The organism is Arthrobacter sp. Soc17.1.1.1 (assembly GCF_036867195.1).
Taxonomy (GTDB): domain Bacteria; phylum Actinomycetota; class Actinomycetes; order Actinomycetales; family Micrococcaceae; genus Arthrobacter_D.
On record NZ_JBAJII010000001.1, the window covers coordinates 250,125 to 274,064 of the forward strand.

General features: G+C 69.8%; 25 protein-coding genes and 3 tRNA genes. 15 read left to right on the forward strand and 13 right to left on the reverse strand.

Translation table 11 applies throughout. The features are described 5' to 3' along the window. Positions 1 to 62 precede the first annotated feature (62 nt). Positions 63 to 1,514 (reverse strand): NCS2 family permease, encoded by a 1,452-nt coding sequence (locus V6S67_RS01215; RefSeq protein ID WP_334208511.1) that lies wholly within the window; start codon positions 1,512 to 1,514, stop codon positions 63 to 65. 124 nt (positions 1,515 to 1,638) lie between these two features. On the opposite strand from V6S67_RS01215, the gene V6S67_RS01220 reads away from it, so the two are divergent. Then, positions 1,639 to 2,253, forward strand: a complete 615-nt coding sequence (locus V6S67_RS01220; RefSeq protein ID WP_334208512.1) for a copper resistance CopC family protein — start codon at positions 1,639 to 1,641, stop codon at positions 2,251 to 2,253. A gap of 33 nt (positions 2,254 to 2,286) precedes the next feature. Here the strand turns inward: V6S67_RS01220 and V6S67_RS01225 are convergent, their stop codons facing one another. Continuing rightward, entirely contained in the window at positions 2,287 to 2,940 is a 654-nt protein-coding gene (locus V6S67_RS01225; RefSeq protein ID WP_334208513.1) for an FAD-dependent monooxygenase, read from the reverse strand. Positions 2,941 to 3,218: 278 nt separating this feature from the next. Here V6S67_RS01225 and V6S67_RS01230 point away from each other — a divergent pair, with 278 nt between their 5' ends. Next, entirely contained in the window at positions 3,219 to 4,238 is a 1,020-nt protein-coding gene (locus V6S67_RS01230) for a universal stress protein (RefSeq protein ID WP_334208514.1), read from the forward strand. Between the two features lie 9 nt (positions 4,239 to 4,247). On the opposite strand, the gene V6S67_RS01235 is transcribed toward V6S67_RS01230, so the two are convergent. Together V6S67_RS01235 and V6S67_RS01240 are read right to left on the reverse strand one after the other, a co-directional pair. Then, positions 4,248 to 5,786, reverse strand: coding sequence for a C40 family peptidase (locus V6S67_RS01235; protein ID WP_334208515.1), 1,539 nt, complete (start codon positions 5,784 to 5,786; stop codon positions 4,248 to 4,250). A 151-nt stretch (positions 5,787 to 5,937) separates the two neighbouring features. After that, a complete protein-coding gene (locus V6S67_RS01240; RefSeq protein WP_334208516.1) occupies positions 5,938 to 6,309 on the reverse strand; it encodes a metallopeptidase family protein in 372 nt (123 codons plus the stop codon). 186 nt (positions 6,310 to 6,495) lie between these two features. Between V6S67_RS01240 and V6S67_RS01245 the strand changes: the two genes are divergently transcribed. The 13 genes from V6S67_RS01245 (at position 6,496) to V6S67_RS01305 (ending at position 14,628) form a co-directional block, all read left to right on the forward strand. Then, positions 6,496 to 6,568 (forward strand) — tRNA-Glu (locus V6S67_RS01245). Positions 6,569 to 6,655: 87 nt separating this feature from the next. Further along, positions 6,656 to 6,729, forward strand: a tRNA-Asp gene (locus V6S67_RS01250). A gap of 70 nt (positions 6,730 to 6,799) precedes the next feature. Beyond that, positions 6,800 to 6,872: transfer RNA gene (locus V6S67_RS01255), tRNA-Phe, on the forward strand. A 226-nt stretch (positions 6,873 to 7,098) separates the two neighbouring features. After that, a complete protein-coding gene (locus V6S67_RS01260; RefSeq protein WP_334208517.1) occupies positions 7,099 to 7,569 on the forward strand; it encodes a hypothetical protein in 471 nt (156 codons plus the stop codon). Between the two features lie 112 nt (positions 7,570 to 7,681). Continuing rightward, entirely contained in the window at positions 7,682 to 8,164 is a 483-nt protein-coding gene (locus V6S67_RS01265) for an Asp23/Gls24 family envelope stress response protein (RefSeq protein WP_334208518.1), read from the forward strand. Positions 8,165 to 8,171: 7 nt separating this feature from the next. Beyond that, on the forward strand, positions 8,172 to 8,363 hold the full coding sequence (locus V6S67_RS01270) for a DUF2273 domain-containing protein (RefSeq protein ID WP_334208519.1): 192 nt from the start codon (positions 8,172 to 8,174) through the stop codon (positions 8,361 to 8,363). Next, a complete protein-coding gene (locus V6S67_RS01275; RefSeq protein ID WP_442884675.1) occupies positions 8,360 to 8,773 on the forward strand; it encodes a hypothetical protein in 414 nt (137 codons plus the stop codon). The genes V6S67_RS01270 and V6S67_RS01275 overlap by 4 nt, the downstream gene beginning before the upstream one ends. Beyond that, positions 8,770 to 9,378 (forward strand): DUF6286 domain-containing protein, encoded by a 609-nt coding sequence (locus V6S67_RS01280; protein ID WP_334208520.1) that lies wholly within the window; start codon positions 8,770 to 8,772, stop codon positions 9,376 to 9,378. Before V6S67_RS01275 ends, V6S67_RS01280 begins: the two co-directional genes overlap by 4 nt. Continuing rightward, positions 9,375 to 10,016, forward strand: a complete 642-nt coding sequence (locus V6S67_RS01285) for a hypothetical protein (RefSeq protein ID WP_334208521.1) — start codon at positions 9,375 to 9,377, stop codon at positions 10,014 to 10,016. The genes V6S67_RS01280 and V6S67_RS01285 overlap by 4 nt, the downstream gene beginning before the upstream one ends. 180 nt (positions 10,017 to 10,196) lie before the next feature. Continuing rightward, positions 10,197 to 11,546, forward strand: a complete 1,350-nt coding sequence (locus V6S67_RS01290; protein WP_334208522.1) for an ABC transporter substrate-binding protein — start codon at positions 10,197 to 10,199, stop codon at positions 11,544 to 11,546. A gap of 140 nt (positions 11,547 to 11,686) precedes the next feature. Then, positions 11,687 to 12,652 carry a carbohydrate ABC transporter permease gene (locus V6S67_RS01295; protein ID WP_334208523.1) on the forward strand — a complete coding sequence of 322 codons (966 nt, stop codon included), beginning with the start codon at positions 11,687 to 11,689 and terminating at the stop codon, positions 12,650 to 12,652. A gap of 74 nt (positions 12,653 to 12,726) precedes the next feature. Next, positions 12,727 to 13,614, forward strand: a complete 888-nt coding sequence (locus tag V6S67_RS01300; RefSeq protein ID WP_334211491.1) for a carbohydrate ABC transporter permease — start codon at positions 12,727 to 12,729, stop codon at positions 13,612 to 13,614. Positions 13,615 to 13,617: 3 nt separating this feature from the next. Beyond that, positions 13,618 to 14,628 carry a LacI family DNA-binding transcriptional regulator gene (locus V6S67_RS01305; RefSeq protein ID WP_334208524.1) on the forward strand — a complete coding sequence of 337 codons (1,011 nt, stop codon included), beginning with the start codon at positions 13,618 to 13,620 and terminating at the stop codon, positions 14,626 to 14,628. A 130-nt stretch (positions 14,629 to 14,758) separates the two neighbouring features. Here V6S67_RS01305 and V6S67_RS01310 read toward each other — a convergent pair whose 3' ends face one another. From V6S67_RS01310 to V6S67_RS01350, 9 genes are all read right to left on the reverse strand, one after another. Beyond that, the gene (locus V6S67_RS01310; protein WP_104048764.1) at positions 14,759 to 15,598 is read right to left on the reverse strand and encodes a hypothetical protein; all 840 of its coding nucleotides are present in this window, start codon (positions 15,596 to 15,598) and stop codon (positions 14,759 to 14,761) included. A gap of 5 nt (positions 15,599 to 15,603) precedes the next feature. Further along, the gene (locus V6S67_RS01315) at positions 15,604 to 16,413 is read right to left on the reverse strand and encodes an exodeoxyribonuclease III (protein ID WP_334208525.1); all 810 of its coding nucleotides are present in this window, start codon (positions 16,411 to 16,413) and stop codon (positions 15,604 to 15,606) included. 26 nt (positions 16,414 to 16,439) lie between these two features. Then, the gene (nadE, locus tag V6S67_RS01320; protein WP_334208526.1) at positions 16,440 to 17,264 is read right to left on the reverse strand and encodes an ammonia-dependent NAD(+) synthetase; all 825 of its coding nucleotides are present in this window, start codon (positions 17,262 to 17,264) and stop codon (positions 16,440 to 16,442) included. A gap of 105 nt (positions 17,265 to 17,369) precedes the next feature. Continuing rightward, complete coding sequence (locus V6S67_RS01325) at positions 17,370 to 18,368, reverse strand: sugar phosphate isomerase/epimerase family protein (protein ID WP_334208527.1); 999 nt, start codon at positions 18,366 to 18,368, stop codon at positions 17,370 to 17,372. A gap of 23 nt (positions 18,369 to 18,391) precedes the next feature. Next, a complete protein-coding gene (locus V6S67_RS01330; protein WP_334208528.1) occupies positions 18,392 to 19,579 on the reverse strand; it encodes a Gfo/Idh/MocA family protein in 1,188 nt (395 codons plus the stop codon). 31 nt (positions 19,580 to 19,610) lie between these two features. Continuing rightward, positions 19,611 to 20,450 carry a carbohydrate ABC transporter permease gene (locus tag V6S67_RS01335; RefSeq protein ID WP_334208529.1) on the reverse strand — a complete coding sequence of 280 codons (840 nt, stop codon included), beginning with the start codon at positions 20,448 to 20,450 and terminating at the stop codon, positions 19,611 to 19,613. After that, positions 20,443 to 21,426, reverse strand: coding sequence for a carbohydrate ABC transporter permease (locus V6S67_RS01340; protein WP_334208530.1), 984 nt, complete (start codon positions 21,424 to 21,426; stop codon positions 20,443 to 20,445). The genes V6S67_RS01335 and V6S67_RS01340 overlap by 8 nt, the downstream gene beginning before the upstream one ends. A gap of 71 nt (positions 21,427 to 21,497) precedes the next feature. Beyond that, positions 21,498 to 22,823, reverse strand: coding sequence for an ABC transporter substrate-binding protein (locus V6S67_RS01345; protein ID WP_334208531.1), 1,326 nt, complete (start codon positions 22,821 to 22,823; stop codon positions 21,498 to 21,500). Positions 22,824 to 22,997: 174 nt separating this feature from the next. After that, entirely contained in the window at positions 22,998 to 23,915 is a 918-nt protein-coding gene (locus V6S67_RS01350; RefSeq protein ID WP_334208532.1) for a sugar phosphate isomerase/epimerase family protein, read from the reverse strand. Between the last annotated feature and the right edge of the window lie 25 nt (positions 23,916 to 23,940).

Consider the following 23,940-nt stretch of genomic DNA (forward strand, 5'->3'; position numbering starts at 1 on the left):
GGAACCAGCGACGACGGCGGCCCCACCCGCCGTCGTCGCTCTCCCGGGGCGGCACGCGGTGATCAGATGCCGAGCAGCTGCTCGATGGGCCCGATGCCGAAGAACACGACGAACGCCGCCGCGACGGCCCACATCAGCGGGTGCACCTCGCGCCCGCGGCCCTGGATCGCGCGGATCAGCACGAAGGCGATGAAGCCCGCGCCGAGGCCGTTGGCGATCGAGTAGGTGAACGGCATGAGGGTGAACGTGAGGAAGGCCGGGATCGCGACACCCCAGTCCTCGAAGTCGATCCGCCCCACCTGGGCCACCATCATGAAGCCCACCACCACCAGGGCGGGGGCCACGGCCTCGAACGGGACGAGGCTGATGAGCGGCGTGAAGAACATCGCGAGCAGGAACAGCAGGCCCGTGACGACGTTCGCGAGCCCCGTGCGGGCGCCCTCGCCGATCCCGGCGCCGGATTCGACGTAGATCTGGTTGGAGGACACCGAGCCCGCACCGCCGGCGACCGCACCGAGCGCGTCGACCACCAGGACCCGGTTCACGCCGGGGATGTTGCCCTTGGCGTCGACGAGCTTCGCCTCGTTCGCGAGGCCCACCATCGTGCCCATGGCGTCGAAGAAGATGCTGAGCAGGATGGTGAAGGTCAACAGGACGGCGGCGGTGCCACCGAGGTGGCCGAACGCGCCGAACAAGCTCACGTTGCCCACGAGGCTGAGATCGGGCACGCCCACCCACGACCCGGCGGGCAGTTCGGGCACCACGAGCGACCAGCCCGCGGGGTTCAGTTCCTGGCCCGGCGCGACGCTGGGGCCGACGTCGAACACGGCCTCGAGCACCACGGCGAGGGCGGTCGCGGCGAGCACGCCGATGAGGATGGCGCCGCGCACCCGGCGGACCACGAGGGCGATGGTCAGGATGAGGCCGAAGACGAAGACCAGGGTGGGCCAGCCGATGAGCACGCCGCCGAAGCCGAGGCCCACGGGCACGGTGGTGTTCGCGACGTCGGGTACGCGGCGCACGAAGCCCGCGTTGACGAGGCCGATCAGGGCGATGAACAGGCCGATGCCCACCACGATCGCGGTCTTGAGGCTCTCGGGCACCGCGTTGAAGACCGCCGTCCGGAAGCCCGTGAGGACCAGCACGAGCATGGTGAGCCCGGCGAGCATCACGAGACCCATGATGTCCGCCCACGTGAGGCCCGGGTTGGTCGCCACGGTGATGGCGACGAAGGCGTTGACGCCGAGCCCCGTGGCCAGCGCGAACGGGTACCTGGCCCAGGCACCCATGACGATCGTCAGGATGCCCGCCACGAGCGCCGTCACGGCGGCGACGCGTTCGAAGCCGAGCTCAGCTCCGGAGGAGTCGGCACCGGCGAGGATGAGCGGGTTGAGCACCACGATGTAGCTCATGGCGAAGAAGGTGGCGAGACCGCCGCGGATCTCCCGCGAGAACGTGGACCCCCGCTGCGTGATGTCGAAGTAGCGATCCAGCACGGAACCAGTTCTGAGCATGGGGGATCCTCGGGCGAAGGGGAGGGGGTGGTCGGGAGAAGTCTATCCCGGGCCCCTCGACGGACGCGGTTCATGACGGCCGCCGTCCCAGCACCCGGTCAGGGACTCCGCGTAGGGTTGGACCATGTCCGCCCTCCTGCATGCCCGACGCCCCCGGTCGGCGCGTCGTCGCCCCTTCCGCCCCCTCGCCGCGATCGTGCCCGCCGTCCTGCTCGTCCTCGCCGTGCTCCTCGGCACGGGGGGTGCGGCGAACGCGCACGATGAACTGACCGGCAGCAACCCTGCCGAGGGCGCCACGGTGGAGGTGCTGCCGCCCACCCTCGAGCTCGACTTCTCGAACGTCCCGTCCGGGATCGGCGCGCAGGTCCAGGTCCTCGACGAGGCGGGGACCGACTGGGCCGACGGCCCCGTGTCGATCGTGGACCGGTCCGCCAGCCAGCCGCTGCGGTCCGGCGCGCCGGCCGGCTCGTACACCGTCAACTGGCGCGTGGTGAGTTCGGACTCGCACCCGATCGAGGGCACCTTCGCCTTCCGGACCCAGCAGGGCTCGACGACGGTGCCGGATGCGGTGAGCACCGCCGGGCCCGTCGACGCACAGGACGCGCCTGACAACGAGACGCAGGCGGCCGGGGTGAGCGATTTCCCGTGGAGCATCGTGCTGATGATCGGGGTCCTGGTGGTCATCGCCGTCGCGCTCGCCGTCACCGCCCGCCGCCGGCTCGGCGCCGGCCGGCAGTAGCGCCGGCGGGCCCCGTCCGGCGGGACCGGGAACCTACGCCCTCAGCGGTGAGATCGCCGCGCGGGGCGGAACGATCCGGTTGAGCGCCGCCGGCCCCTGGGCCACGATCGCGTCGCTCACGAGTTTCGCCTGCCGCACGATCTCGCGCGTGGTGGGTGTCAGCACTTCCCCGACGCCGACGAGGTGCAGGCCGATCGCGCGCAGGGCGGCCTTGAGGTCCCTGCCGATCGCGATGCCCATGGAGCGCAGGAACCTCCGCAACTCGTTCTGCGGGTATTTCGTCAGGACCACGTGGTCGGCGAGGAGGACGCCGTCGGCGGTCTGCACGGCCCATTTCTTGCGCCCTACGGGGCCCTGGATGAGCTTCGGGTGACCGATGATGCTGAGGTGTTCCGCGACGGTGGTCTGCCGGACGTCCAGCCGGTGGGAGGCGGCATAGGCGCGGAGGAGCCGCATCAGTTCGGTCCGCTCGGACAGGGAGACGGAGTCCGTCATGACGGTGCGCATGGCGCCGGAGTCGGAGCATTCGAGGCTCTCGACCACGATCGAGCTGATACCGCGGCGGCTGAGTTCGCTGGCGACGGCGAGGCCGGAGAGTCCCGAGCCGATGACCACGGTGCTCGTGTGCTCCGCGGACGCTGGGGGCGTGGACGCAGAGCGGACCGGGTCAAGGGGCAGGGAATCCACCGGGTCACCTCTCCACTGAGCAATGGTCCCGTACGGTCCGGCGCCTCTTCCGGACCGTACGGACTCTTGGCTGCGAACGGGTCATCCAAGAGCACTACGCACAGAGGCAACCGGCTCATGGCCCGGCCCCCGCAACGGGTCTTCGCAGCCTATATAACTTTTCAGACCGTGAACAGACCGTGAACGGACCGGTGGATGGACCGCGGCCGAGCCGGTGCGCTACAAATGAGGGACCGACCGCTACAGGCGGTGGGACACGCAACCGAGGGAGGCTTGCCGTGGACAGCGAGCATGCAGAAGGCCTGTCGCACGGGCTGGCGCAGCACGGGATCGTCGTCGGCGTGGACGGGTCGGACCGGAGCACGTGCGCCCTTCTCTGGGCCGCGCGCGAGGCGGAACGGCGCGCGTCGCCGCTGTACGTGGTGACCGCGTACACGGTCCCGGTCTTCGCGGCGTCGAGCATGGACGCCGGCTACGCCACCGTGGACGACGACGTCATCCGGGAGAGCGCGCGGGCCGTCCTCGACGAGGCGCTGACGCACCTCGAGGGGATGGGCGTGGACGTGCACCCCAGGATCGAGACGGGCGACGCCGCGGGCGTGCTCCTCGACCTCTCCGAGGAAGCAGAGCTCATGGTGGTGGGCTCGCGGGGCCGCGGCGGTTTCGTGGGCCGCCTCCTCGGCTCCGTCAGCAGCGCCCTGCCCGCGCACGCCAAGTGTCCGACGGCGGTCATCCCCGTGTGCACCGGGGCGCGCCTCGGCCATCCGGAGCTGGACCGGAAGCCGCGCAGGGACAGGGACCAGGCGGCCGCGCCGGTGGAGCCCGTCGTGGTCGTCGGCGTCGACGGCTCGGAGCAGGCACGCACGGCCTCCCTGGCCGCAGCCGAGGAAGCCCGGTCGCGAGGGCTGGCGCTCCGCGTCGTCTGCTCGGTGGCGCCGTTCAACGGCTCCCTCGCCTGGGTGCCGGCGCCCGTGGACCGGGAGGCGCTGCACGCGGACCTCGCCGTCCAGCTCGCCGCAGGCCGCGACTGGCTCAAGAGCCATTTTCCCGACGTCGACATCCGGGTGGACCTCGTGGACGGACCTCCGGCGGAAGTGCTCATCGAGGCCTCCGCCACGTCGGAACTGCTCGTGGTCGGTACGCGGGGTCGCGGAGGGTTCGCGGGGATGCTCATGGGCTCCACGAGCCAGGGAGTCCTGCACCACGCCCGCGGGCCGGTGCTGATCGTGCCGGACAAGGCCGACCCCCGCCTCGACGACCGCAGCTCCTTCGGGCCGATGATCGCTCCGGCCCGGTAGGAGCAGCGCTCAGACGCGTCCCGCGGAGGGGTTCAGCGGTCCCATGCCGCCCATCGAGGCGAGGTCCGTGACGAGGATGCCCTGCTCGGGATTCAGCGCGTTGACCACCCTGTTGCCGCCGAGGTAGATCGCGACGTGCCAGATGTCGGCGCCGCTGCCCCAGAACACCAGGTCGCCGGGCCGCATCTGCGACAGCGGCACATGCTGCACGGCCGAGTACTGCTGCGCCGCGGTCCGCGGCAGGGCCACGCCGGCGGACGCGAAAGCCTGCTGGGTGAGTCCGGAGCAGTCGTAGCCGCGCGGACCGTTATCGCCCCAGGCGTAGTGGTAGGGGTCCCCCGTCTTCGACAGCGCGTAGCTCATGGCGGCGGCCCCGGCGCCAGTCCCTGACGGCGGTGCCGGGGCGGGACGGACCGGGGTGGGCGCGGGGGCCGGCTGAATCGGAGCCGGCGGAGCCGGGGCCGGCTGAATCGGAGCCGGCCGAACCGGGGCCGGCGGGGCCGGCGGAGCGGGGGCCGGCCGAACCGGAGCCGGCGGGGCGGGCGGAGCAGGGACGGGCTGTGCCGGGGCCGGCCGGACGGGTGCGGGTGCGACCTGGACGGGCCCGGGTGCCGGGGGCGCCGGTGTGACGGCAGCCGGCTGCGGCGTCCGGACAGGGGACACCATCGGAGCGGGCTCACGCAGCGGGGGAGTGCCTGCGGGCGGGCCGGGGTCGGGTGCCGGCGCAGCCGCGGCGGTGGACTCCGCGATGGTCCTTGCGAGGTCGCGCTCGCGCCGGTCCTGCTCGAGGCCCGCGACGCGCCTGTCCTCGAGCGCGGCGGTGGTGTTCCGCAGGGTGGCGAGCTGGCCCACGAGGGTGGAGCGCTCGGCTTCCTTCCGGGCCACGAGCTCCTCCGCGTCCTCGGCCGCGTCCCGGGCGTCGTCGCCGGCCGCTGCGGCGAGGTCCGCCGCCTCCTGGGCGGCCTGCCGTGCAGCCACCGCGTCCTCGGTCAGCGACACCCAGGCCTCACTGGCGGACTCGGCATCCTGCAGGGTGCGCGTGCTGCTGCTGGACAGCCCGTACAGGGTCGAGGCCCGGTACATGACCTCCTCGGGGCCGCTGCCGTCGAGCACGCTCTCGATCCCGGGGTTCATCCCGCCGGAGCGGTAGAGGTCACCGGCGAGCCGGCCGACCTGCTGCTCGGCGGCGTCGTGCTTCCGCGCCGCGTCCGCCGCACGCCGGTCCGCCAGGTCGGCGGCGGTGCGGCGCTCCTGGAGGACGGCGAGGGCGACGTTGTAGGTGTTCTGGGAGCGGAACGCGGTCAGCTGCGCCTCCTGGAGCTGCTCGCCTGCCGCCGTGATGATGCCCTCGATCTCCGTGACGAGCCCCGCGGCAGCATCGGCGTCGTCCTGTGCGCGCCGGATGTCGTCGGCGGAGGGGAGCGCTGTGGCGGGGGGCGGCTCGAGCGCGGGAGCCGCCAGGGCCGTACCGGCGGTGCAGCCGATCAGGACGGCGGCGGCCAGGACCGGGGTGATCCTGCGGAGGAGGGAAGTTCTCGATGACTGCACGCTGCAACGCTCTTTCGCCGGGATCCGTCGCTGGCGGACGGCCAACACAGAGCTGACCCTAGGGCGCATCAGTCACAATGGCAACAGGTGCCACACCAGTATCCTAAACAACACTCGTGTCATTTGCCGCCGCATGCGACCGCGTGTCGCGTCAGTTCCAGCCGAGTTCGTGGAGCCGCTCGTCGTCGATGCCGAAGTGGTGAGCCACCTCATGGACCACGGTCACCAGGATCTCCTCCACCAGTTCCTCGCGGGATGCGCACAGGCGCATGAGGGGTCCCCTGAAGATGCTGATGCGGTCCGGCAGCGACCCGGCATCCCACCACGAGTCGCGCTCGGTGAGCGGTGTCCCCTCGTAGAGGCCCAGCAGTTCGGTGTCGGCCGGCTCGCCCGGTGCGGGCTCGTACTCCTCCACCACGAAGATCGCCACGTTGTCCATGGCGCGGGCGAGATCGTCGGGAATCAGGTCGATGGCGTCGTCGACGGCTTCCTCGAACTCTTCACGCGATACATTGAACGGCACGCCCTGATCGTACCGAGCGTCCCGTGTGGTCCCGCCGGACGCCGTGCACCCCTCGGCCCGCCCGCCCGTCGGCGATTTTGTGTAATCGCGGAAGTGCCCCTATAGTTTTATAGGTCCACGACAGGGAAAGATCCGCCGGAAATGTTTGCACTCCGGAAGGTCGCAGGAACCCGAACTGTGGTCCGGGCCCCCATCGTCTAGCGGCCTAGGACACCGCCCTTTCACGGCGGCGGCACGGGTTCGAATCCCGTTGGGGGTACGCAGGAGACGCCCTCGCGGGCGGTCGAACGGCACGAAAAGTGCTGGTAGGCTGGAACTCTTGCAAACGAGCAAGTGAAGTTAGCAAGGCCCTGTAGCGCAGTTGGTTAGCGCGCCGCCCTGTCACGGCGGAGGTCGCGGGTTCAAGTCCCGTCAGGGTCGCTCAGGCGGCTGGATCCCTTCGGGGAGCCGGCCGGGCTGGATACGGTGATCATCATCGCGATGGTCGCAAGGCTCTGTAGCTCAGTTGGTAGAGCGTTCGACTGAAAATCGAAAGGTCACCGGATCGACGCCGGTCGGAGCCACCGCAAAACCCCGTAGTTCCCCTTTCGGAACGCGGGGTTTTTTCGTGCCCGGTTCCGATGCGGCCTCCGCTCTCCCAGCCAATGCGGTGGTTCGCGCCGTAGCATCACGCGGGACACCTCCCGACGGACTCGCCGTCCTTCCAGTTGCCCAGGAGAACCACCTGGGAGAGTAGTGGAGGCTTCACGCGTTGAACCTCCGGGATCGCGCCGAGACGAAAGGGCACCTGTGAGACTCCTGCACTCCGCGGCCGGGCTGTGTGCGCTCGCCGTGGCCCTCACCGGATGCAGTCCGGGTTCGCCCTCGCCCGAGGAGACCATGCTCACCATGCCGGCCAGCCCGTCGGCCGGTGCCGTCACCGGGACACCCCCGTCCACCGCATCCGGCAGCGGCGCCGGCACGGCGACCGCGACGGCGTCCGATCCGCACTGCGTGATGGTGGCCGGCGGGGTCACTACCGCCATGCTCGCGCCGCTGAGTCTGCGCTCCACCACGGATCCGGAGGAACTGCTCGCCCTGGAGCAGCAGATCCTCGATCTGAGGGACAAGGTCCCGGCCGAGCTGCACGACGACTTCACCACCCTCGCGTACTCCGTGGAGGCGCCCCCCAAGGGCTCCGGCACCTTCGACGAGAAACGCTTCCGCCGCGCCATGGTGCCCGTGCAGGAGTGGCTCGGGAAGCACTGCACGAGTTCCTGAGGCCCGCGGCCCCGCGCCGCTCCGGCCCCGGGCGGCGCGGGGCCGCGGGCCCTCCTGCCCGGCGCCGGGTGCGGTGGCTTAGGCTGGGCACAAGCGAAAGGGGTCCACGTCGATGACCGAGCAACCCATGGGGCGGCCACTGCCCGTCCTCCCCGGCGCACCGGCCGGCCGGACCGTCATCGGTGATCCCGCCGCCATGAAGATCGCGACCATCGCCGCCCGCTCGGTGCCGGGCGTCCACGCCCTGGGGCCCGGTGCCGGGCGCGCGCTCGGGGCGATCCGCGACGCCGTCGGAGCGAGCGACCCGTCCCACGGCGTCAAGGTGGAGGTCGGGCAGACCCAGCTCGCGGTGGACATCAGCCTCGTCGCCGAGTACGGCTACGCCCTCCACGCGCTCGCGGACGCCGTGCGGGTCGCTGTCTACGACGCCCTCACCGACCTGATCGGGCTCGAGGTCATCGAGGTCAACGTCGAGGTCCTGGACGTACACCTGCCGCAGCCGGGCGAGACCAAGGCGGAGCGCGTCCGCACCACAGCACCCGCGGTGTCCGGGGCACCCACGGGGGCCACCCAGATCAAGCCGCCCGTCGAGTGAGGAAGCCATGACACCCACCACCATCGGCATGGCTGTCGGAGCGGTCCTCGCCTTCGCCGCCCTGATCTTCGGCTTCTGGGGCTTCCTCCTCACCCTGGTGCTGGTGCTCTGCGGCGCCGTCATCGGCAGGATCGCCGAGGGCAGACTCGATCTCCGTGGTGTCCTCGACGCCCTGTCCGGCCGACGCTCCTCCTCGTGACCACTGCGTCGGTCCCGGCAGCGTCCCCGATGACCCCGGCCCCACCCCTCCGGGAGCCGGCGCCCCTCACCGGCCACAACCGCATCACCACGCAGGCGCTCACGAGCCTCGCCCAGGCCGCCGCCGCCGACGTCCTCGGGGTGCCGCCCGGGCAGGTCCGCGCGTCGTTCTCCGACGACCGCGGGCTCCTCGCGCTCCTGCTCGCCCTGTCCCTGCCCGTTCCGCCCCTCGCCCGCGTCCTCGACGACCCGGGGGTCGTCGAGTCCTTCGGCGGCCCGCTCCTGGGCCGTGCCGAGGCCGCCCGCACCCCGATCCTCGAACGGATCCAGGAACTCAGCGGAGCGCGGCTGAGCCGCGTGGACATCCGCATCATCGGCAGTACCGTGACCAGGGGGGCGAGGGTGCTGTGAGTGCCGACCCGCTCCAGCGCACACCCCCTGCGCCGCCGTCGACGGCCCGGCTGGTGCGCCGGGAGCTGCATTCGTCACGCGCCCTTCCCTCGGTCGTCGTCGCCGTCCTCCTGATCGCCGGGTGCCTGGTCCTCCTGTTCGAGGCCGTGCTCAAGGCCGTGGGGGACGAGCCGTTCCTGCTCGACGTCGAGGCGGCGGCCGCTCGGCTCGGCACGCTTCCCTCGGGGGTCCCGGCGTCGCTGCTCGGGGCGGCCTCGGTCCTGCTCCTGGTGGTCGGCGGTCTGCTGCTCCTCCTCGCCGTCCTGCCCGGGCGCCGCGCGCGCTACACCATCCCGAACGAGCGCACCGCCGTCGTCGTCGACGCCGAGGTGGTGGCCTCGTCCCTCGCCCGGCGGGCACGCGTGGCGGCGGGCGTCGCACCCGAGCAGATCCTCGTGACGGTGGGGCGCAGTACCGTCACGGTGCAGGTCAGGCCCACCTCCGGGGTGCCCGTCGACGCCGAGGCCGTCCGTGCGGCCGTCGCGGACGACCTCCGGCGCTCCAGCGTGGAACCCGAGCCGAGAATCGGTGTCGTCGTCGCCGAGTCGGGGGTGATCGGGCAGTGAACACCACGCCGCGGCTCCTGAACCGCCTCGTGCTCGCCGTCGTCGGGCTCGTCCTCCTGGTGCTGGGGGCTGCCGGACTCGGTCTCCTCGTGCTGCCCGCCGTCGCCGCGTGGTGGCGGTCCGCGGCTCCGCGTGCGGGTGAGGCCATCGAAGGGCTGCGGACACGGACCACGCTCGAGGGCCAGGCGGACACGTGGCTGTGGATCGCGCTCGCCGTGGTCCTGGTGGCCCTGATCGTGATGCTCGGCGCCTGGATCGCCGCGCAGGGGAGGGGCCGGACGGGCCTGTTCGCGACCGGCACCGGGTCCGGGCCGGAGTCCTCCCACGGACCGGATGCGGGCTCGACGGCGGGATCCGTGACGATCACGGCGGCCGCGGCGGAGCAGGCGCTGAAGGCCGCGCTGCTCGAACGCTCGGACCTCGCGGGCGCGTCGGTGAGCACGTGGCAGATCCGGGGGGTGCCGGGGCTCCGGGTCCGCGTGTATCCCCGCAAGGGCGTTCCGCCCTACGCCGTGGCCGAGGAGGTCTCCCGCCTCGTCGAAGCCCTGGACGCCGTGACCGGTTCCCGGCCGCCGGTCCTCGTGAGCATCGGCTCCGGCGCCCGTGTTCGCTTCACGCGGCCCGAGCGGGTCAGCTAGCTCCGACGTGTGGAGCATCACGATTGCGCATCGAAGCAGCGCCACGTGTCCATTTCGGTCGGACGACCGGTTGTAAGCGCTTACGCTGTCCCCATCATTCAGGATGCGTGACACCGCCGGTGACAGGGCCCCGCCCTCCCTGCGGTTCCCGACGCACCCAGGACAAAGGAGTCTGTTTCAATGGCGACCATTCGCTCACGGAAGTTCCTGCTGCCTGCCGCAGCACTCAGTGTTTCCCTCTTCGCGCTCGCCGGGTGCGGCGCCGGAGGATCCGACAGCGCCGGGGATTCGAGCGACGCGGACTGCGCCGACTACGAGTCCTACGGCACGTTCGACGGCGCAGAGGTCAGCGTCTATGCCTCCATCGTCGATCTCGAAGCGGAATACCTCGAGAACTCATGGGCCGACTTCTCGGAGTGCACCGGCATCGAGGTGGCCTTCGAGGGCTCCAAGGAGTTCGAGACCCAGGTCGGCGTCCGCGCCCAGGGTGGCACTGCTCCCGACCTCGCGATCTTCCCCCAGCCGGGCCTCCTCGCTGCCCAGGCGGGCAACCTGAAGCCGGCACCGCAGGCGGTCTCGGACCTCGTCGATGAGGGCTGGAGCCCGGACTGGAAGAAGTACGGCACCGTCGACGGCACCTTCTACGGAGCGCCGATGCTCGCAAACATCAAGGGCTACGTCTGGTACGTCCCTGCGACCTTCGAGGAGAAGGGCTGGGAAGTCCCCACCACCTGGGACGAGATGACCGAGCTCACCGAGAAGATCGCCAGTGAGGAAGAGGAGATCAAGCCCTGGTGCGCAGGCTTCGAATCCGGCGAGGCCACAGGCTGGCCGGGGACGGACTGGGTCGAGGACGCCGTACTCCGCGAGCACGGCCCGGAGGTCTACGACCAGTGGGTCGCCCACGAGATCCCCTTCGACGATCCGCGGATCGTCGAGTCCTTCGACCGCGTCGGTGAGATCCTGAAGAATGACGACTTCGTCAACGGAGGGTTCGGCGACTCGCGCTCCATCCTCTCGACCGCCTTCGCCGAAGCCGGCCAGCCGGTCCTCGACGGACAGTGCGCCATGCACCACCAGGCATCCTTCCAGGCCGCCAACTGGCCCGAGGGAACCAACGTCGCCGAGGACGGCGATGTCTGGGCCTTCATGACTCCTCCCGTCGATCCTGCCGCCGGCACTGCGATCACCGGCGGCGGCGAGATGGTCGGCGCGTACGCGGACCGTCCCGAGGTCGTCGCACTGCAGACCTACATGGCCACGGCTGAATTCGCCAACGCCCGCGTCGCCCAGGGTGGCGCTATCAGCGCCAACAAGGGACTGGACCCGGCACTCGCCGGATCCGACCTCGATCGCCAGTCGATCGAACTGCTGCAGGATCCCACCACGGTCTTCCGGTTCGACGCTTCGGACCTGATGCCTGGTGCCGTCGGTTCCAACTCCTTCTGGAGCGGCATCGTGAACTGGATCAACGGCTCGTCCACCGAGGAGATCACGCAGTCCGTCGAGGACAGCTGGCCCAGCTCCTGATGCACTGACCGACCGGTGCCGGCCCGCGTGGGCCGGCACCGGTCGTCGTCGGCGGCACCGGGCACACCACCCGAGCGTGGTGCGCCCGGTGCCGCCGGCGCTCACCGTCATCACGTCATGCGCACCAAGGAGGCTGTGCTGTGGAAGATATTGCAGAAAAAGGGCTACAGGTGGTGGTCGGACTCGCCGTCTTCGCCGCCATCATCGGTCTGATCATGCTGGTTGTCGACCGCGCCCCGAAGTCGGGCCGGGAAAAGGTCCAGATCGCCGGCTTCCTCGCTCCGGCCCTCGTGCTGCTGGCGTTCGGACTCGTGTACCCCGCGCTCCAGACCTCGTACCTGTCATTCACTGATCGCAACGGCGAGTTCGTGGGGCTGGACAACTTCGTCTGGATGTTCACGCAGCCGGAGGCCCTCGTCACCCTGAGGAACACCGTCATCTGGGTGGTCCTCGTGCCGCTGCTGGCCTCGTCGATCGGTCTCGCCTACGCGGTGTTCATCGACCGGGCCCGTGGCGAGAAGGCCCTCAAGGCCCTGGTGTTCATGCCCATGGCCATCTCCTTCGTCGGTGCCGGCGTCATCTGGCGGTTCGTCTACGCCTACAAGGGCGCCGAGCAGGATCAGATCGGGCTCCTCAACCAGATCCTCGTGTGGTTCGGGCAGGAACCCAAGCAGTTCCTGCTCGATGCCCCCGAGAACACACTCTTCCTCATCGCCGTCATGATCTGGATCCAGACGGGCTTCGCCATGGTGGTCCTGTCCGCGGCCATCAAGGGCATCCCCACGGAGATCGTCGAGGCGGCGCGGCTCGACGGCGCCAGCGCCTGGCAGCAGTTCACCAACGTCACGATCCCCACCATCCGCGGCTCCCTCATCGTGGTGGTCACCACCATCACCATCGGCACGCTAAAGGTCTTCGACATCGTCAGGACGATGACCGCGGGGCAGTACGAGACCTCGGTCGTCGCCAACGAGATGTACACCCAGGCGTTCAGGGCGGGTGAACCCGGACGGGGTGCCGCGCTGGCCCTGATCCTGTTCCTGATGGTGCTGCCCGTGGTCGTCTACAACGCCCGGCTGCTCCGCAAGCAGAAGGAGATCCGATGAGCACCGTTCCCCTGGAGAACACGAAGAGCCTCGCGTCGGACGTCGCCGACGACGCCACGCAGGGCCACCCCACGATGCAGCGGCGGGTCCGGCAGCGACTGACCTCCCGCACCGCGACGGCGGCCGCGGTCATCATCGCCGTGATCTGGACCATCCCGACGTTCGGCCTGCTCGTCTCGTCCTTCCGGCCTGAGGACAACATCAAGGGCAACGGCTGGTGGAACGTCATCACGGACCGCCAGTTCACCCTCGAGAACTACGCCGATGTCCTCAGCCCGGGCGGCAGCCAGTCCCCGAACCTGCTGTCCTACTTCGTGAACTCGCTCGCGATCGTCATCCCCGGCACCATCTTCACGCTGGTCCTCGGTGCCATGGCGGCCTACATGTTCGCGTGGGGCCGGTTCAGGGGCAAGGACAGCCTGTTCATCTTCGTGTTCGCCCTGCAGATCGTGCCCCTCCAGATGGCGCTGATCCCCTTGCTGCAGCTCTTCACGCAGGTGCTGAAGTTCGGGGACGTCCAGCTGCTGCCGAGCGGCACGTACGCCCAGCTCTGGGTGGCCCACACGATCTTCGGGTTGCCGCTGGCGATCTTCCTGCTCCACAACTTCATCGCGGAGATCCCCGGTGAGGTCATCGAGGCCGCCCGCGTGGACGGCGCCGGTCACAGCACCATCTTCTGGCGGATCATCGTCCCGCTCGCCACGCCCGCCCTGGCGTCGTTCGGCATCTTCCAGTTCCTCTGGCTCTGGAACGACCTGCTGGTCGCCCTCGTGTTCTCGGGAGGCGGCGCCGACGTCGCCCCGATCACGCAGCGCCTCGCGGAGATCCAGGGCTCCAGGGGCGGCGAGTGGCAGCGGCTGACCGCCGGGGCCTTCGTCTCGATCATCGTGCCCCTCGCCGTGTTCTTCGGGCTGCAGCGCTACTTCGTGAGAGGACTTCTGGCGGGTGGTCTGAAAGGCTGAGGCATGACAAGCATCGATGACGTCGCTGCAGCCCTCGGAGTCTCGACCGCCACGGTGTCCCGCGCACTGCGCGGGCTGCCGGGCGTCGCCGAGGAGACGCGTGCCCGGGTCACCTCGACCGCCAAGAGCCTCGGGTACGTGCCGTCGTCGGCGGCGTCCGGTCTGGCGTCCGGCCGCACCATGGCGATGGGCGTCCTCGTCCCGGCGATCGACCGCTGGTACTTCTCCGCGGTGCTCGAGGGCATCGACCGGCAGCTCCGCGCCGCGGGATACGACCTGATCGTGTTCAGCCTCGGCGGCGACGGCGTGAACCGCGACCGCGTGTTCCACCGCTCCATCCTGCGCAAGCGCATCGACGCCCTCGTGGTCATGTGCATGCACCTGACGGCCGAGGAACGCGAGGCCGTCCAGCAGCTCGAGTACCCCCATATCGTGGTGGGCGGCGCGGTGGAGGGTGTGCGGCACGTGGGGATCGACGACGCGCGGGCGGCACGCGACGCCGTCGAGCACCTCATCGGGCATGGCCACACGAGGATCGCCCATATGCGCGGCGGCGGGTCGTTCGACATCGACTTCGAGGTGCCCCGCCTCCGCGGGGAGGCGTTCCGGCAGACCATGGCGGACCACGGCCTTCCCGTCCGCGAGGACTGGTCCGCGTTCGGCGACTTCACGTTCGCCACCTCACGCGTCTCCGCCCTGGCCCTGCTCGCCGACCCGGCGGACCGGCCGACGGCGGTGTTCTGCTCCTCCGACGAGATGGCGTTCGGGGTACTGAGGGCCGCGGCGGAGCTCGGCATCGACGTGCCGGGCGAGCTGTCCGTCATCGGGATCGACGACCACGAGTTCGCGGAGCCCATGGGCCTGACGACCGTCCGTCAGGACCCGGGAGATCAGGGCGCGTACGCGGCGGACCTGCTGCTGGGGGAGCTGCTGCGGCACGAACCCGCCGAGTACCCACCGTCGCGCCCCCATCTGCTCATCGAGCGGGCGTCCACGGGGCCCGTCCGGCGCTGACCGCCGGTCCTCGTCCCTGGTTCTTGCCCGCATCCCGGCGGGTCGGCGGGCGACGCGCCGGGGCCTGCAGGTAGGGGCCCCAGGAGGTGGGAACGACGGCGGCGGCCGGGCACCGACCTTCGGTGGGAGGTCAGGAGGCGCGGGCGAGCTGGCGGATCGGGATCCACCGGGAGGCGAGGCGCCGGTACGAGGCGGCCGCGCCCATCATGTCGGCCTCGGCCAGGCTCTCGATGCCCAGGCGCACGTCCATCGGCGAGTCGTCGGGGAACACGCGGTCCGCCACCGGACCGTAGTCGACCTCGACCACGGCGTCGCGGCGGAACACCTCGAGCCACTCGACGATCTCCGTGAGCTCGTCGAGGAGGTCCATCTCCGGGGCGCCGATGGCGAGCTGTGCCACGGAGCGCCTGCCCCGGTCGATGCAGTCGCCGATCCTCGCGGAGATCCGGACCGTCGACACCCGGCCGTCGTCCTCGACCACCTCCGTCAGGTCGTCCTCGTGGATCAGGACGAACCACGCGAACGGCACACCCCACGTGGCCGAGCGGGTGTGCAGCTTCGCGACGGTGTCGGCGAACGTGTCCGGGTCCAGTCTCGCCTGGTGCGCCTCGCGGGCGGCCTCGGGGACGAGGACGTCGATCAGGGGGCCGCGCAGGCTCTGGTCGAGCGACTCCGCGGCCAGCGTGGTGCGGACGGCCAGCTGGTTGGGGCAGTAGTAGGGCGCCGTGGTGCCGCTGAGGGCGGGGAAGTGCGTGACGCGGACGAGGTCCGGCTCATGGTGCGGGAAGGGATCCGACACGCTGCGCAGGATGCGCCGGAGCGACTGCTCGTGCTCGAGCGTCTCGGTGAGCGCCCGCTCCCGTGCACGCTGCTCGAGGATCATGAGCTGCTGCGCGTCGGAGAAGGCGTCCAGCGGCTCGTACACGCGGAGGTAGGAGACGTACGGGAACGGCCGGGCGGCACCGCCCATCGGGCTCACGGCCCGCTGAGTTCCACGACGACGGGAGCATGGTCGGAGGCGCCCTTGCCCTTGCGCTCCTCACGGTCCACGAACGCATTCGTGGCGCGCGCTGCCAGGGCGGGAGAGCCGAGGACGAAGTCGATGCGCATGCCCTCCTTCTTCGGGAACCGCAGCTGCGTGTAGTCCCAGTACGTGTAGAGGCCGGGGCCCGGGGTGTAGGGGCGGGCGACGTCGGCGAACCCGGCGTCGAGGAACGCCTGGAACGCGGCGCGCTCGGGCGGGCTGACATGCGTGTACCCGCCGTTGACGAAGAGGTCGATGTCCCACACGTCCTCGTCCTGCGGCGCGATGTTCCAGTCACCCATGAGGGCGATCTGCGCCTCGGGGTCCTCGCCGATCCAGCGCTGCGCATGGCCGCGGAGGACGTCGAGCCATTCGATCTTGTACGGCATGTGCGGGTCGTCGAGTGCCCGGCCGTTCGGTACGTACAGGCTCCAGACGCGCACGCCGCCACAGGTCGCGGCGATGGCGCGGGCTTCCTGCACCGCCTCCGTCCCGGGTTTGCCGAAGGCTGGCTGGCCGGGGAAGGTGCGTTCGACGTCGTCGAGCCCCACGCGGGAGGCGATGGCGACGCCGTTCCACTGGCTCAGGCCGAAGTGCGCCACCTCGAAGCCGCTGTTCTCGAACAGTTCCCAGGGGAAGTTGTCGTCCTTGCACTTCGTCTCCTGGATGGCCAGGACGTCGACGTCGGACCTGTCGAGCCACGCCTCGACGCGGTCGGCACGGGCTCGGAGGGAATTGACGTTCCAGGTGGCGATCTTCACGGACCCTACGTTACCAACGAGGGTGTTTACTCCCGCCACCAGGAATCGAAGACGGTCACCGGCACGGTGCGCTTGTGCCGCGTGATCCAATAGCGGTGCTCGATGGCCTTCGCCGCGTCGGGGTCCACCTCGCGTCCCTCGAGGTAGTCGTCGATCTGCTCGTAGGTCAGCCCCAGCTCGTGCTCGTCGGCGCGGCCGGGCAGGTCGTCGAGCAGGTCCGCCGTCGGGATCTTCTCGTAGAGGGACGCGGGCGCTCCGAGTTCCTTCAGCAGGGCGCGGTTCTGGCGCTTGTTGAGGCCGAAGAGCGGGAGGATGTCCGCTCCGCCGTCGCCGAACTTCGTGAAGAAGCCCGTCACGGACTCGGCGCCGTGATCGGTGCCGATCACGAGCAGGTTGTGCTGCCCGGCCATCGCGTACTGCGCCACCATGCGGGCGCGGGCCTTCGTGTTGCCCTTGGTGAAGTCGGAGATCCGCTCGCCGGTGGTCTCCGCGTACTCCTGCTGGAAGCCGTCGACGGCGGGCGCCACGTTGAACACCCTCGACGTGCGCGGCTGGATGAAGGCGAGGGCGGCCTGGGCGTCCTCCTCGTCCTTCTGGACGTTGTAGGGAAGGCGCATCGCGACGAAGTCGGCGTCGGCCCCCTCGGACCGCAGCTCGTCGACGGCGAGCTGGGCGAGCTTGCCGGCGAGGGTCGAATCGAGCCCTCCGCTGATGCCGAGGACGAACCCGCGGGTACCTGTGGACCGTACGTAGTCCTTCAGGAAGGCGACCCGGCGGCGAACCTCCGCCGCGGGGTCGATGGTGGGCTTGACGCCCATTTCCTCGATGATCTGAGCCTGGAGTTCACGCATGGCCCAAGGCTACTCCGCTTCGATTTCTACGAGGTTACGAACGGGGGATTTCCTGCGGGGGGACGCCGCGCCGGCTGGGCCCGGCGCGGCGTCCCGTGCCGGAGGCTACTGGCTGAAGGCCGCGTCGAAGGAGGTCTCCGACGGCGCGAAGTCGAACGTCTTCAGGAAGGCCAGCGCCTCGGGTGCGCCCTGCAGGCGGTCCATGCCGGCGTCCTCCCACTCCACCGAGATGGGCCCGGTGTAGCCGATGGCCGTCAGGGCGCGGAAGCTGTCCTCCCAGGGCACGTCACCGCGGCCCGTGGACACGAAGTCCCAGCCGCGCCGCGGATCCCCCCAGGGCAGGTGCGAGGACATGATGCCGTTGCGGCCGCCGCCCATGCGCATCTTCGTGTCCTTGCAGTCCACGTGGTATATGCGGTCCTTGAAGTCGGAGATGAACGCCACCGGGTCGATCTGCTGCCACATGAAGTGGCTCGGGTCCCAGTTCAGGCCGAACGCCGGGCGGTGGCCGATGGCCTCGAGGGTGCGCTGCGTGGACCAGTAGTCGTAGGCGATCTCGGAGGGGTGCACCTCGTGGGCGAAACGGACACCGCACTCGTCGAAGACGTCCAGGATGGGGTTCCAGCGGTCGGCGAAGTCCTGGTAGCCGGCATCGATCTTGGCGGCGGGTACGGGCGGGAACATGGCCACGTACTGCCAGATCGAGGAGCCGGTGAAGCCGACGACGGTGTCCACGCCGAGCTTCTTCGCGAGCCGGGCGGTGTGCTTCATCTCCTCGGCGGCGCGCTGCCGTACCCCCTCGGGGTCGCCGTCGCCCCAGACCGTCGGGCCCACGATGGCCTGGTGGCGGAAGTCGATCGGGTCGTCGCAGACCGCCTGGCCCTTGAGGTGGTTCGAGATGGCCCAGACCTTCAGGCCGTTGCGCTCGAGGATGTCGAGCCGGTCCTGGATGTAGGCGTCGTCGTCCCAGCGCCAGGCGTCGAGGTGGTCTCCCGAGACGGCGATCTCGAGGCCGTCGTAGCCCCACTGGCCGGCGAGCTCGGCGACCTTCTCGAAGGGGAGATCGGCCCACTGGCCGGTGAACAGGGTGAAGTTGCGGGTCATGCAGTCTCCTTGGATGGGATGGACTAGTGGGCGGGGGTGGCGGAGCCGACCTGGACGACGGCGCTCTTGGCCGCCGCGCTCTCCTCGACGGCGGCGAGCACGCGCTGGATCTGCAGGCCGGCCTCGAAGGACGGCTGGACCGGCCGGCCCGTGCGGATGGAGGTGAGGAAGTCGCGCAGCTGGTGCGTGAAGGTGTGCTCCCAGCCGATGATGTGTCCCTGCGGCCACCATGCCTCCAGGTAGGGATGGCCCGGCTCGGTCACGAGGATGCGGCGGAAGCCCTGCTCGGTCACGGGGCCGGTCGCCTCCATGAACCAGAGCTCGTTGAGGTTCTCCAGGTCGAAGCGGAGGGCGCCGCGCTCGCCGAAGACCTCGATGCGGAGTCCGTTCTTCACCCCGGTGGCCACGCGCGAGACCTCGACCGTGGCGATGGCACCGCCGGCGAGTTCGGCGGTGATCCACGCGGCGTCGTCGACCGTCACGGGTTCCCGGCCGTCCGGGCCGGGCCGCTCCTCCACGAAGGTGCGCAGACGGCCCGATACCTCCGTGACGTTCTCGCCGGTGAGGAACTGCACCTGGTCCAGGGCGTGGGAGGCGATGTCGCCGAGCGCGCCGGATCCGGCGGTCTCCCGGCGCAGGCGCCACGTCATCGGGGACTCGGCGTCGACCAGCCAGTCCTGCAGGTAGGCGACGCGCAGCTGACGGACGGCGCCCAGCCGGCCGTCGGCGATGAGGTCGCGGGCGTGGGCGAGGGCCGGCACGCGCCGGTAGTTGAACCCGACCATGGACTGGACGCCGTGCTCCCGCGCCCCGGCCGCCGCGGCCACCATCTCGGTGCTCTCGGCGATGGTGTTGGCGAGCGGCTTCTCCACCAGCACGTGCTTGCCCGCCTTCAGTGCCTCGATGGCGATCTCGGCGTGGAGGTAGCCGGGGGTGCAGATGTCCACGATGTCGATGTCGTCCCGGTGGATCGCCTCCCGCCAGTCCGTGGAGGATTCCTCCCAGCCGTAGAGCGCGGCGGCCTCGGCGGTCCGCCCGGCATCCCTGCCGACGATGACGCGTCGTGCGGTGGCCGGCACGTCGAAGTGGCTGCCGACCGTCCGCCAGGCCGCGGAGTGCGCCTTGCCCATGAAGGCGTAGCCGATCATTGCGACGCCGAGCGGGCGCGACGCGGGACGATCCGGTACCTGACCGGAAAGGGGGGATGTCATGGTGTTTCTCCAGGGGTGCGAGGGGTGCCGGCTACTTGACCGAGCCTGCGGACAGTCCTGCAACGAGGTGCCGCTGGACCATCATGAAGCCGATGAGGACCGGAAGCGAAACGACGACGGATGCCGCCATGAGCTGGTTCCAGTAGACGTCGGTCTGGTTGGCGTAGGCCTGCAGGCCGATGGCGAGGGTCCGGGTGTCGTTGTTGGTGAGCACCGACGCGAAGAGGACCTCGCCCCACGCGGTGATGAAGGAGTACACGGCGACGGCGATGATCCCCGGCTTGGCCACCGGGATGACCACCCGGATGAAGGCTCCCGCGCGACTCGTCCCGTCGATCATCGCCGCTTCCTCGAGCTCGCGCGGGATCGACGCGAAGTAGCCGGCGAGCATCCAGATGGCGAAGGGCAGCGTGAACGTCAGGTACGTGATGACGAGTCCCGTGTACGACCCGTTGAGCTGCAGCCCCACGGTCCGCTGGATCTGCGTGAAGATCAGGAACAGCGGCAGGAGGAACAGGATGCCGGGGAACATCTGCGTGGACAGGACCACGAGGCTGAAGGACCGCTGGCCCCGGAAGTTCAGCCGCGCCACCGCGTAGGCGGCCATGATCGCGATGATCACGGAGAAGATCGTGGCGAGGGTGGTCACGATCAGGCTGTTCTTGAAGTAGTGCCCCAGCGGGACGGTCTGCCAGATCTCGAGATAGGGCTCGAAGGTGACCGTCGACGGCACCCAGGTGAAGAGGCCCCGGACGTCGGAGAGGGGCTTGAAGCTCGTCACCACCACCACGTACAGGGGGAGCGCGACGAGGAGGAAGAGGAAGGTCAGGCCGATGCGGCGGAACCAGCGGAAGCCCGGTGTCTCAATCAATGTCTTTTCCCTTCGGGAGGACCATGCGGACGTAGATCACGGAGGCGATGAACAGGAGGATGAGCAGCAGCACGCTCATGGCACCGCCGAGCCCGAAGTTCCAGTTGGAGAACGAGTGCTGGTAGATCAGCGGCGAGATGAGCTTCGCCGACTCCGGAGGGGCCGCGCCGAAGAGCACGAACGGCACGTTGAACTGGTTGAAGATCCACAGGCTCATGACGAGCAGCAGGACGCCGTTGGCGGGGCGGATCATCGGCAGCGTGATGAGGAGGAACTGCTTCCACAGCGAGGCGCCGTCGATCGCGGCGGCCTCGTACACGTCCTTCGGGATGTTCTGCAGCGCCGCCAGGAGCATCAGGAAGGCGAAGGGCCACATCTGCCAGGCGGTCACGATCACCGTCACCCAGAAGGCGTTCCCGCCGAGCAGCCAGAACGGACGCTCGTCGAGGATCCCGAGGTCGTCCACGAGGATCTTGTTGATGGCGCCGTCGCGCTGGCTGAACATGAACGCCCAGGCGATCGTCGCGACATAGCTGGGCAGCGCGTAGGGGATGAGGAAGAACGTGCGCAGGAAGCCGTTGCCCCGGAAGGAGCTGTGGAGCAGGACGGCGGCCATGATGCCGAGGACCCAGACGATGGCCAGCACGACGACGGTGAACACGAGGGTGCGGCCGAAGCTGGCGAGGAACTCGCCGCCGATGGGCCCGTTCGGGTCGAGGCCCGCGACGAAGTTGTCGAAGCCGACGAACGGCGCACGGAGCCAGTTGCGGATGTTGAGCTGGCTGAGACCGAGGAAGGCGATCCAGACGCCCAGGACCATCGGGATGATATGGATCAGGAGCTCCATGATCACCGCCGGGGCGATCAGGATGTAGGCGAACGGGGACCTGCGCCTGCGCCGGACCGCGGGGGCCGGGCGCTGCGGCGCTCCGGGCTCACCGCCTGAGGCGGGCGGCTTCTCGATGAGCTGGGACATCGGTGCTCCTTGGGCTGAGCGGGGTCAGGAGCAGGTGCCCGCCCGGGGGCGGGCACCTGCCGGAGGCGGAGTTACTGGGCGGCCGCCATCTGGCTGTTGGCGTCTTCGAGCGCCGTGCGGATGTCGTCCTCCGTGACGGTCCCCGTGGCGGCCTGTGCGAACAGGTTCTTGATCGCGGTGCCCACGAGGGTCTCCATCTGGCCCTCCTGGCTGATGAGCGGCATCGGCTTGGCGTTGTTCTCGAGGATGCCCTGCTTGAGCGTGATCTCCTCGGACTGGAACGCCTCGTCCTCGTACGCGGCCGACAGCACCGGCAGTGAGGTGAAGGCCTTGTTGAGGTAGACCTGCTCCTCGTCGCTCGTGAGGTGCGCGGCCAGCTTCAGGGCGCCCTCCTCGTTGTCCGTCTCGTTGAAGACGCTGAGGTTGATCCCGGCGACGTGGCTCATGGTCGCCTCGTCACCCGTGGCGGCCGGGTCGGTCAGCGGGACGGGTGCGGCCGCGAAGTTCTCGAAGCCGCGCGCGTTGAGGGTCTTGGCCGGCGCCTGGTCGAAGAACATGGCCGCGTTGCCCGCGGCGAAGTCCTCCACCATCTGGCTGCCGCCGGTGAACTCGGCGTTCGACGGCGAGACGACCTTGTCGACGGCCATCAGGTCCACCCACTGCTTCACCCCGGCGACCTGCTCGTCACTCGCGAACGTGGGCTCGCCGTTCTCGTCGAAGAGCGACCCGCCGGCCTGCAGGCCGCGGACGAACGCCTGGTGCGCGTTGTTCGAGATGGAGCTGCCGGCGAGGGAGACGCCCCACTGGTCGATCTCGCCGTCGCCGTCGGTGTCGATGGTCAGCTTCTTCGCGGTCTCGACGAACTCGTCCCACGTCTCCGGCGGCGCCTCGATGCCGGCGGCCGCGAACATCTCGGTGTTGTAGTAGAGCGAGTAGCTGAGGCCGTACAGGGGGATCGAGGTGGGGGCCTCGCCCTCCGCGCCGCCGGTCGACCAGCTGCTCTGGATGAAGCGGTCCTGGCCGCCCACGGCCTCGAGCGCATCGCCCTCGAAGGGCAGGAACGCACCGGTCTCCTGGAGCGTGGTGGCCCAGGTGTTGCCGATGTTGAGGACGTCCGGGCCCTCGCCGCTGCTGACGGCGGTGAGGATGCGGTTGTAGAGGTCGGTCCACGGGATGACCTCGAGCTCCACTTCGGTGCCGGTCTCCTCGGTGAAGCGGGCGAGTGACTCCTCGAGTACCTTGCGGTCGTCCTCGACCGTGGTGCCCTGGTTCGACGCCCAGTAGGTGAGGGTGTCGCCCGAGGTGGCTTCGCCGGATCCGGAGCCGCAGGCTGCGAGGCTCGTCATCCCGAGTCCCAGGACGGCGAGCGTGGACAGGGCCTTGACGGGTGCTTTCACGGTTCATCTCTCCTTTGAGTAACTGCGATCGGCCGAGCCCACATCTCGACGGTTCCCGTGACGCCTGGCGTGCCGGGAACCTCGTGCGAGCTGGTTCCCTCCCAGTATGGCGAGCTTTTGACGAGCGTCAATCAAAAGATGCATAAGTCTTGACGAATCGTGACACGTGAAGAGTCAGAACTCGGAGGAGACGTCCTGCAGCGTGGAGTCCGCGGGATGCCGGTGCTGCCCGGCGCCCATCCGGCGCAGGAAGGCCAGTCCGTCCTCGGCCAGGCGGTCCTGGCTCGCGGCGAGCGGACGCCAGATCGATGCGGCGACGGCGATGCTCGCGTTGTGCGCGGTGAAGCTCTCGATGTTGACCGGCCCGCCGTACCCCACGTCGTCGAGCGCGGCGAAGAGCGAGGGCCAGTCCGTCTGGTCGCCACCCGGCGCGCCGCGGTCGTTGCCGCACACCTGCAGGTGCACCAGGTGCGGGCCTGCCGCCCTGATCGCGCCGGCCGAGGACCGTTCCTCGATGCCGAGGTGGTAGGAGTCCAGTGCGAGCCCCACACCGCTGCCGAGCAGAGGTCCCAGCGCCTCGAGTGCCTGGTCCACGGTGTTCATGAGGGAGGTCTCGTACCGGTTCAGCGGCTCGATGCCGAGGACGACTCCCGCGGCGACCGCCCGATCGGCGAGGGGCGCGAGGTTCTCCCGCAGCTCGGCGTAGGCTGCGGCGCGCTCGTCGTCGCCCATCCTCCAGACACGGCCCGTCGCGGAGTAGAACGGGCCGCACACGCTCCGGGCGCCGATCGCCTGCGCCAGGTCGATGCACGCGAGCAGGTAGCGCTGGGTCCTGCGGATGTCCGCGGGAGAGGCGCCGACGAGGTCCCTGCCCGGCGCCATCGCACCGACGACGGTGGCCGAGAGCCCTGTCGCGGCGAGGGCGTCCCGCACAGCCCCCGCCGTGAGGTCCCCCGCGTTCTCGAGGGGGAGCTCCACGCCGTCGAAGCCGAGGTCTGCGATCCGGGCCAGGAGGGGAGGCAGGTCCGCGTCCGTCAGGGGCGATGCCCATACCCACGTGTTGATGCCGATGGGGCGCACGTTGTCGTCCACGTCCTGCCTCCTCTCCCGATCCTCG

Excerpts from the sequence above, each read along its gene's own strand:
- V6S67_RS01305 (WP_334208524.1), top strand. The coding sequence starts at position 13,618 with ATGACAAGCATCGATGACGTCGCTGCAGCCCTCGGAGTCTCGACCGCC.
- V6S67_RS01215 (WP_334208511.1), bottom strand. The coding sequence starts at position 1,514 with ATGCTCAGAACTGGTTCCGTGCTGGATCGCTACTTCGACATCACGCAG.
- V6S67_RS01340 (WP_334208530.1), bottom strand. The coding sequence starts at position 21,426 with ATGTCCCAGCTCATCGAGAAGCCGCCCGCCTCAGGCGGTGAGCCCGGA.
- V6S67_RS01290 (WP_334208522.1), top strand. The coding sequence starts at position 10,197 with ATGGCGACCATTCGCTCACGGAAGTTCCTGCTGCCTGCCGCAGCACTC.
- V6S67_RS01300 (WP_334211491.1), top strand. The coding sequence starts at position 12,727 with ATGCAGCGGCGGGTCCGGCAGCGACTGACCTCCCGCACCGCGACGGCG.
- V6S67_RS01325 (WP_334208527.1), bottom strand. The coding sequence starts at position 18,368 with ATGACCCGCAACTTCACCCTGTTCACCGGCCAGTGGGCCGATCTCCCC.
- V6S67_RS01220 (WP_334208512.1), top strand. The coding sequence starts at position 1,639 with ATGTCCGCCCTCCTGCATGCCCGACGCCCCCGGTCGGCGCGTCGTCGC.
- V6S67_RS01270 (WP_334208519.1), top strand. The coding sequence starts at position 8,172 with ATGACACCCACCACCATCGGCATGGCTGTCGGAGCGGTCCTCGCCTTC.
- nadE (WP_334208526.1), bottom strand. The coding sequence starts at position 17,264 with ATGCGTGAACTCCAGGCTCAGATCATCGAGGAAATGGGCGTCAAGCCC.
- V6S67_RS01265 (WP_334208518.1), top strand. The coding sequence starts at position 7,682 with ATGACCGAGCAACCCATGGGGCGGCCACTGCCCGTCCTCCCCGGCGCA.
- V6S67_RS01310 (WP_104048764.1), bottom strand. The coding sequence starts at position 15,598 with ATGGGCGGTGCCGCCCGGCCGTTCCCGTACGTCTCCTACCTCCGCGTG.
- V6S67_RS01330 (WP_334208528.1), bottom strand. The coding sequence starts at position 19,579 with ATGACATCCCCCCTTTCCGGTCAGGTACCGGATCGTCCCGCGTCGCGC.